Annotated in this window: 6 protein-coding genes; 3 read left to right on the forward strand and 3 right to left on the reverse strand. The window is 47.6% G+C overall.

The features are described 5' to 3' along the window. Position 1: 1 nt before the first annotated feature. Positions 2–1,240, reverse strand: coding sequence for a mechanosensitive ion channel family protein (locus tag NJR55_RS02410; RefSeq protein WP_253617505.1), 1,239 nt, complete (start codon positions 1,238–1,240; stop codon positions 2–4). 12 nt (positions 1,241–1,252) lie between these two features. Continuing rightward, positions 1,253–2,164: an acyltransferase gene (locus NJR55_RS02415; RefSeq protein ID WP_253617507.1), complete on the reverse strand. Its 912-nt coding sequence runs from the start codon at positions 2,162–2,164 to the stop codon at positions 1,253–1,255. Positions 2,165–2,281: 117 nt separating this feature from the next. Here NJR55_RS02415 and NJR55_RS02420 point away from each other — a divergent pair, with 117 nt between their 5' ends. Genes NJR55_RS02420 through NJR55_RS02430 form a run of 3 tightly spaced genes read left to right on the forward strand, consistent with a single transcriptional unit; the run spans position 2,282 to position 7,387 of the window. After that, a complete protein-coding gene (locus NJR55_RS02420; RefSeq protein ID WP_253617509.1) occupies positions 2,282–2,881 on the forward strand; it encodes an ImuA family protein in 600 nt (199 codons plus the stop codon). Then, on the forward strand, positions 2,881–4,284 hold the full coding sequence (locus NJR55_RS02425) for a Y-family DNA polymerase (protein WP_253617510.1): 1,404 nt from the start codon (positions 2,881–2,883) through the stop codon (positions 4,282–4,284). The genes NJR55_RS02420 and NJR55_RS02425 overlap by 1 nt, the downstream gene beginning before the upstream one ends. Then, the gene (locus tag NJR55_RS02430; RefSeq protein WP_253617512.1) at positions 4,268–7,387 is read left to right on the forward strand and encodes an error-prone DNA polymerase; all 3,120 of its coding nucleotides are present in this window, start codon (positions 4,268–4,270) and stop codon (positions 7,385–7,387) included. Before NJR55_RS02425 ends, NJR55_RS02430 begins: the two co-directional genes overlap by 17 nt. 12 nt (positions 7,388–7,399) lie before the next feature. Here the strand turns inward: NJR55_RS02430 and NJR55_RS02435 are convergent, their stop codons facing one another. Further along, positions 7,400–7,948 carry a gamma carbonic anhydrase family protein gene (locus NJR55_RS02435; RefSeq protein WP_253617513.1) on the reverse strand — a complete coding sequence of 183 codons (549 nt, stop codon included), beginning with the start codon at positions 7,946–7,948 and terminating at the stop codon, positions 7,400–7,402. Positions 7,949–8,182: the final 234 nt, after the last annotated feature.

The raw sequence follows: 8,182 nt of genomic DNA on the forward strand, positions 1-8,182 counted from the left end.
CTCAGGATTCCGGCTTGTTCGGGTTATAAGCGCCTTCTTCGCTTTGTTGGGAGAAGGCCTGATTATTGTTCATATATTGATAATTTTTCAGTCCAAAGTCCGCCATAACACTGTATAAATACTCGAGAATAGAGCTTTGTATCGCCTCATATTTTGTCCATTCGGTTTCTTTAGCGAACGCATAAATTTCCAGTGGTATGCCGGCGGCGGTTGGTTGCATCAGGCGCGTCATGTGCAGAAGGTCTTCTCTTACCTGTTTGTGGTTTCTCAGGTAGTTATTAGCAAATACACGAAATACCGTTAAATTACTGACGGGCTTTTGCAGTTCGTTTTCGCTCAACCAGTCCTCTGCCGATTGATTAAAGTGTTTTTCGGCAACCTCTTCCAGTTCCTCATCAGACAGAATTCTGGAGCTGTCCAGGTCAATCATTAATGATCGACGCATGCGGCGTCCACCGGTATTAACCATGCCCTGCCAGTTTTTAAATGACTCGTGAATCAATATATAGGTTGGTAAGAAAACAATGGTTTTATCCCAGTTCTGAACTTTTACCGAAATCAGGCCAACTTCCTGCACAGTGCCATCAACGCCATGGTCGGATAGCTCTATCCAGTCGCCAATCGCGACCATACGGTTCGTTGCCAGTTGTACCCCGGCGACAAAGCCCATTAAGGTGTCCCTGAAAATCACCATTAAAATGGCGGTCATAGCACCAAAACCACTTAACAGATACATGGGTGATTTGTTCATAACAATGGCAACGGTAATGATAATAGCCATCAGCACCAAAACCAATTTTGCCACCTGTATTACACCGGTAATAGGCACTTCACGGGCTTTATAAGAGTAGCCATAGGCAATGGAAACGACGTTAGCTAAAGCCGTGAGAATACTCGTAATAACCCAGGTGAGGTAAACACCAACAACGGTGCGCAGCGGCGATTGCCAGCTCTCAAAGTCATCGATAAACAGAACCGGGATGAAATTGTGAATGACAATAATTGGAGCTAGATTAGCACAGCGCTTGAAGAATCCGCTGTTAACCAGGGAGTTGTACCACCGTTCCGGTGCTTTGCTTAGTACTCGGTCGATGGCGTGATTGATAAGCCAACGAGCGACAACATAGGAAATATAGCAGCCAATTAAAACCAGTAACGAACTAACAATCAGATCAAGCTCTGGTAGTTTGCCTTCAATGCCGAGCTTTGCCAGCCATTCTTTTACGAACTCAAAGTTCATTATAAAACTCCCTTAGCGGGTGCTGTGAATTTCCTTACGCATTTCGTCGATGGTTTGGTCTTTTTCCTGCCAGCGCTGATTCAGCCATTGCTGAAAATGAGCTCTGAAAGCTTCATCACTGGCGTAATCGCCGATTAAATCTTCCGTAATAGGCCGTGTCTTTATATCAACATAGACGTTTTTCAGCTGTCCGCTTAATAAATGCCAGACTACCGGGCGTTTATAGGTTCCCGGATAGACAATAGTAATGTCCAGAATGGCTTCAAACTGACCGCCCATAATTTGCAAAGAGAAAGCCGTACCGCCTGCCTTAGGTGGCAGCAGGTTGCGAAAAGGGCTCTGTTTTTTCGCGTGCTTTTCCGGGGTAAAGCGCGTGCCTTCACAAAAATTCACCACAGTTGTAGGAATGTGGCGGAATTTGGCACAGGAGCGCGTTGTTGTTGTAATGTCTTTGCCTTTTAAGTGCGGCTTTTTCTCCAGCAATTCTTTTGAGTAGCGTTTCATAAAAGGCATATCCAGTACCCAGCAACCCCAGCCAATAATGGGTATCCACATAAGCTGTGATTTTAAAAAGAAGCGAGGCATAGGCATGTGGCGACGAGTCAAATGCATTAACACCAGCACATCGACCCAACTGCGATGATTTGCCATAACCATGTACCAGCCTTTTTCGTGGATATCGAGGTCACCTTTAATGTGCCATTCCATACGCTGAGTCAGCTGAAACATCATTGACATACAGTATGCCCAGACTCTGAATAAAGCGTTACCCAAAAAAGAACAAATTCGCTGAGGTGTTTTAAAAGGCAGTAACACTTTAAAAATACCAATACTAATAATCGAAACACCAATAATAGCGGTGGTGATTAATCCCCATGAAAAGTTAATAACGACTCTGAAGGGAATGAGTATTGATGTCAGCATGCTGCCTATCCTAATTAGAAACAATGAGATAAATAATAACTGAAGCCAGTAATGATGTCTGTTGGTAACGAGTAAAAATTAATGATACTGTATATATGTACAGTATTTGGAGGTTTTATGCAGACAAAGCTTCAGACTCTTATTCAGCAAGGGCTTGTTTGGCATGGTCAGGTTACCGATAGTCAGGCAACAACTTTAAGCTCCGGTTTTTGGTCATTAGATACAGCGCTGGGCGGTGGCTGGCAATACCCGGGGTTGCATGAGTGGCAGTTGCAAACTCCGTTTTCGGAGCAGGCACTATTGCTGCCATTAATACAGCGAGCGGTACAACAAAAGCAGTCAGTTTTCTGGGTAAATCCTCCGGCCTGGTTGTCGGCTGCTGGCTTACACCATTATGGTCTTAATGAGTCTATGCAGGTGGTTATTCAGACCAATGCAGAGAAAGCTGCCTGGGCGTTTGAGCAGATATTGCAGACAAAAAATGCGCTGGCTTTAGGCTGGTTTGCGCAAAAAGAAACGACAGCTCAATCTGTTCGCCGTTGGTATAAAGCTGCCCAAACCGGGCAGATGGGCGTGGTATTGAGTGAGCCCGCTTTAAATGAAGAAGCGCGGGCTTATTCTAACCGCGTACGGTTAAAGCTTTGTGAAGCGGGTGTCACGCTCGACATACTAAAACGCAAAGTGGGCTGGCCACTGGAAAACGTTGTTCTGAACTAATGTGGTTATATTGTCATTTCCCCCAACTGCTACTGGATAACCGGGTGCGCTTACAGCCTGACAGCAATATCCTGCCGCTGGCACTTTACCAGCTACTGGGTAGTCAGTCGGTTATAGTGCAATGCAATACTCTGGCTCGGGAGGTTGGGGTTAAACCTTCTATCCAGACGGTTATGGCAATATCGCTTTGTGAGCAACTACAGCTTGTTGAATATATCCCGGAGCGTGAACAGCAGGTATTGCAGCAATTAGCCACCCGACTTTACCAGTGGGCAGCTAAGTTAGTTTTGTATCCACCCAAAGGTCTGGCAATTGAGTTGAGCAGCCTGGTGCAGTTGTATGGCGGGATGGATGCGGTATTGAATACTTTATCCCGCGAGGTTGATGCGCTGCCGATTAAGGCTCAGCTGGCAGTCGCAGACAACCCTTTAGCAGCTCAATTATTAGCAGAATATGACTGTCCGGTTTCATTAAACCTCCAAGAGTCTGCACAGCTGCTGGCTCAGCTACCTATTAGTGCTGCCGGTTTGGGAACCAAAATACAGAAGCATTGTAAAGCCGCAGGTTTTCGGCAGCTGGGAGAGCTCATACAGTTATCGGGAGATGAAGTCGGCCGGCAGTTGGGCCTGGAAACACAGTTATACCTGGAGCAAATTCAGGGGCGGCAGCAGCAAAGCTATCATTTTTTCACTCCACCGGAACGTTTCCGGCAAAGCCTGGATCTGGTCACAGAAATTCCTCACTGGCAAGGGTTGTTGTTCCCGCTAAAAAGGCTGTTCAGTGAGCTGGAAGATTTTCTCTACCAGCGGCAAAAAGTAACCCAGCAGGTTAGTATTGAACTGCATCATCGCAATGAACCTCCTTCTGTTGTTCCCGTAGCTTTAGCTGAGCCAGGCTGGCGGGGTCAGAGTTTTTTGTCGTTACTGCAGTTAAAAATGGAATCCATACCTTTGCCTGAAGCAGTTATGGAAATTACGCTGGTGGCTAACGAGCTATTGCAGTCTGAGCAGTACAATGCTCATTTTTTTGGCGTGCAGCAACACAGGCATGAAACACTGCAGCTTATTGGCCGGTTACAGGCAAAGCTCGGCAACAATGCAGTGTTCTCGCCGGCTATGAATGATGACCCTCGCCCCGGTTATAATGAATTTCGTCGCCCTGCAGGAGAAAAACCTCAGGTTTTATCTGCGGCACCTAAGCGGCCTCTTTGGCTGTTACAGCCTCCGCAGCTAACTTCAATTGATTTATGGCAGCTACGGCACGGGCCAGAGCGTAAAGTTTGTGGTTGGTGGGACGCCGGAAACATAGCCCGCGATTACTGGATTGCACGGGACAAGTTTCAGCGTGTGGGCTGGCTCTACTTTGAGTCCGGGCAATGGTATTTACATGGCTGGTTCAGCTGATATGTCCAAAGGTTTAAGTGCCTCCCTTTTTGCTGAGCTACACAGTTTAAGCCACTACAGTTTTTTGCGCTCAGCCGCTTCACCGGATGAGTTAGTGATGTGCGCCGATGAGCTGGGCTATAACGCCATAGCAATAACCGATGAATGTTCAGTGGCCGGTATTGTAAAAGCTTATCAGGAGTCAAAGACGCGGGATATTAAACTCATTGTGGGTAGTGAATTCAGGGTAAGTGAGGTAGGTACGCTGGTTGTGCTGGCGCCAACCCGGGAAGCCTATGCGGAGCTTTGTAAAAAAATCACTTTGTTCCGTAGTCGCAGCGAGAAAGGTCATTATCAGGCCAACATCGATGATTTTTTCGAAGGGTTCTCTCAGTGTCTTTTATTGTGGCAGCCAGACTTTTCTCAGGCTCAGCTTCTGGCCATTGGTGAAAAGTTGAAATCGGTATGGCAGCAGCGCTTTTGGTTACTATACGAGCGGCACTATCAGGCTGACGACGAAAGGGCTTTTCAGGCTATGGTTGAGCTGCAACAGGCTGTTAAAGTGAAAGTTACCTGCGCTGGTGGCGTTCGTATGGCAACCACGGAACAACAGCCGCTATATGACATTCTGAACGCGATTCAACATGGTGGCTCTTTAGCAAATCAGCCCGGCTTAGCCAGTAACAACGCAGAGCATCACCTGCGAAGCTTAAGTGAACTGCAACAGTGCTATCCGCAAAAGTGGCTAGCCGAAACGCTGGTTATTGCTCAGCAGTGTCAGTTTTGTCTATCTGAACTTCGTTACGAATATCCGGCCGAACTGGTTCCTGAAGGTATGAGTGCCTCCGGCTACTTAAAGCTGTTAACTGAGCAAGGCGCCCGCTGGCGTTATCCGCAAGGTGTGCCAGAGTCGGTAAAAGCACTTTACTTAAAAGAACTTAGCCTGATAAAAGAGCAAAGCTACGAGCCTTTCTTTTTAACCATTCATGACTTAGTTCGTTTTGCCCGTGAGCAGGGGATCTTATTTCAAGGACGCGGTTCAGCAGCAAACTCGGTGGTCTGCTATTGCCTGGGCATTACCGCGGTTAACCCGGCGCAAATTCAGGTGTTGTTTGAACGCTTTATTTCTAAAGAACGGAACGAACCTCCAGATATCGATGTGGATTTTGAGCACGAGCGCCGCGAAGAAGTCATTCAGTATATTTACCGCAAGTATGGTCGGCAGCGCGCGGCGTTGGCTGCAACGGTTATTACCTACCGTTTTAAAAGTGCATTTCGTGATGTTGGCAAAGCTCTGGGCTTTAGTGAGCAGCAACTGCAGTATTTTCGTCGCAATTTAGACCGGCGGGACAAAGAGCAAAACTGGCAGCAACAGCTAGCGCAACAGCACCCCGAAGTCACAAACTCAGTGCGGGGGCAGCACCTTTTGCAATTTACTGAGCAATTGATGGGCACTCCCCGGCATTTGTCGCAGCATGTCGGGGGTTTTGTTATTGCTGCCGATGATTTGTCACGGTTGGTTCCGGTAGAAAATGCCTCGATGACGGACAGAACCGTTATTCAGTGGGACAAAACCGATCTCGAAAGTCTGGGCTTATTAAAAGTGGACGTGCTGGCGCTGGGCATGCTGACGGCCTTGCGGAAAATGCTGGCACTTATCAATTCGCGTTATGACCAGCAACTGACCATGGCTACCATTCCGCAGGAAGACCGCCGGGTTTATCAGCAGCTGCAAACCGCCGATTCCATGGGGATTTTTCAGATAGAGTCGCGTGCGCAAATGAATATGTTGCCGCGATTAAAACCCAAAACTTTTTATGACTTGGTTATTCAAATTGCGATAGTCCGCCCCGGACCCATACAAGGCGACATGGTACATCCCTTTTTACGTCGTCGCGCAGGTCTGGAAGAGGTTGATTACCCTAGCGACGAAGTAAAGTCGGTATTAGAAAGAACGCTGGGCGTACCTATTTTTCAGGAGCAGGTTATTAAGCTGGCTATGGTCGCGGCTGGCTTTAGCGGTGGCGAGGCGGACCAGCTTCGTCGGGCAATGGCGTCGTGGGGGCAAAACGGGCATTTAACCCGCTTTGAAGACAAGCTTATTAACGGCATGCTGGAGCGGGGTTATAAGCAGGAGTTTGCTGAACGGTTGTTTCGGCAAATTTGTGGTTTTGGGCAATATGGCTTTCCTGAGTCGCATTCTGCCAGCTTTGCAAATTTAGCTTATGTGTCGTCCTGGTTTAAGACCTACCACCCGGCAGCTTTTTATGTGGGCTTATTGAATAGTTTACCTATGGGGTTTTATTCGGCATCGCAGTTGGTACAGGACGCACAACGCCACGGTGTAGCGTTCTTAGCCGCGGATATTAACACCTGCGACTGGGACTATTGTTGGTTGCCTAAAGAAGATACGAACTCTGATGAGACTGTACGCATGGGCTTAAGACAAATTCAGGGCATATCCGAAAGCAGAATAAAGCATACGTTGACGCAAAGGCCGGAGGACGGTTTCACTAGCATGCATGAATTGCGACAAAGCGGATTGCGGGACTCCGATATCAACGCCCTTGCCCGCGCCGATGCGTTAAAGAGTATTGCTGGACACCGGCATCAGGCACATTGGCAAAGCTTGTCTATAAGTGATCAGCAAATGCCGTTGTTTGAGCATGTTAAGGATCGCCCTGCCCGTCAATTGCCAGCGCCTGATGAGCCGGACAATATAAAAGCGGATTATGAATCGACCGGGTTAACCTTAGGCCGCCACCCATTAGCTTTGCTGAGGAATAACCCCGAATTAAAAAACTGTGTCATGGCCAGCGACCTGATAACCTGCCGCTCAGGGCAAGTACTGACTCTGGCCGGCTTAGTCACCTGCCGGCAAAGGCCCGGCACCCGTAGTGGTGTCACTTTTTTAACTTTGGAAGATGAAAGCGGAAACAGCAATGTGGTGGTCTGGGCGAATACTGCCCGCCAATTTCGACAATGCTTCCTGACCAGCAACCTACTTTGGGTAAAAGGCATTGTCGAAATTCACGACGGTGTGGTGCATGTTATTGCTGGCCGGTTAAAAGACTTATCCGGCCTATTAAGTTTCTCCCGACTGGAAAGTCGTCGTTTCCACTAAGCTTCCATTAACTTAAGAAACTGGACTCACCTGTAAAAGGTAGTCGTCTTTCAAATCAACGTAGTTTTGTGCCGATTGGCTTAAAAAGCTCGTTTCACCACTATTAAGGCGTCTTTTCTTTTCAACCGGGCTGCCGACATATAAGTAGCCACTTTCTAAGCGTTTGCCCGGAGGAACCAGACTACCTGCTCCAATAATGACATCATCTTCTATTACGACATCATCCATTATAACGGCTGACATGCCTACTAATATGCGGTTACCCAGTTTGCAGCCATGCAACATGCAGTGGTGCCCTACGGTAACTTCGTCCCCGATAACTAAGGGATGTCCATCAGGGTTGGCGTTGGATTTACGCGTAACATGAAGAACGGTTCCATCCTGAATGTTGCTGCGTTTACCAATAGTAATGCGGTTAACATCGCCTCTTGCTGCGACCATAGGCCATACGCTACTGTCATCGCCTATTGTAATATTACCGACAATGACCGAGCTGGGGTCCAGGTAAACGCGTTCACCGATAACTGGTTCATATTCACAGTAACTACGGATATCTGCCATAAGTGTGCTCCTGAGTTAAAAGCTGTTACAACCTTTATAGCAGATAGAGGTAAATAGGTCATGTCTGGCCTAAGTTTGGCGAGAAAAGCAGCGTGTTGCTGAAACTTTACGCAGTCAGTGAAAAAACAGTTAGAAAGGTGCTAAAAGCGCTTGACGGGACGAGTTAAATCTCTAAAATGCGCTCCACGTTCAAGGCAGGCAACGAAGCCGCCGAAAACCTAAGTTTTCTAAAAA

Source organism: Idiomarina rhizosphaerae (assembly GCF_024159085.1).
Taxonomy (GTDB): domain Bacteria; phylum Pseudomonadota; class Gammaproteobacteria; order Enterobacterales; family Alteromonadaceae; genus Idiomarina; species Idiomarina rhizosphaerae.

What these genes read in the sequence shown, in the direction of transcription:
- NJR55_RS02410 (WP_253617505.1), bottom strand. Translation starts at nt 1,240, where the DNA reads ATGAACTTTGAGTTCGTAAAAGAATGGCTGGCAAAGCTCGGCATTGAA.
- NJR55_RS02415 (WP_253617507.1), bottom strand. Translation starts at nt 2,164, where the DNA reads ATGCTGACATCAATACTCATTCCCTTCAGAGTCGTTATTAACTTTTCA.
- NJR55_RS02420 (WP_253617509.1), top strand. Translation starts at nt 2,282, where the DNA reads ATGCAGACAAAGCTTCAGACTCTTATTCAGCAAGGGCTTGTTTGGCAT.
- NJR55_RS02425 (WP_253617510.1), top strand. Translation starts at nt 2,881, where the DNA reads ATGTGGTTATATTGTCATTTCCCCCAACTGCTACTGGATAACCGGGTG.
- NJR55_RS02430 (WP_253617512.1), top strand. Translation starts at nt 4,268, where the DNA reads ATGGCTGGTTCAGCTGATATGTCCAAAGGTTTAAGTGCCTCCCTTTTT.
- NJR55_RS02435 (WP_253617513.1), bottom strand. Translation starts at nt 7,948, where the DNA reads ATGGCAGATATCCGTAGTTACTGTGAATATGAACCAGTTATCGGTGAA.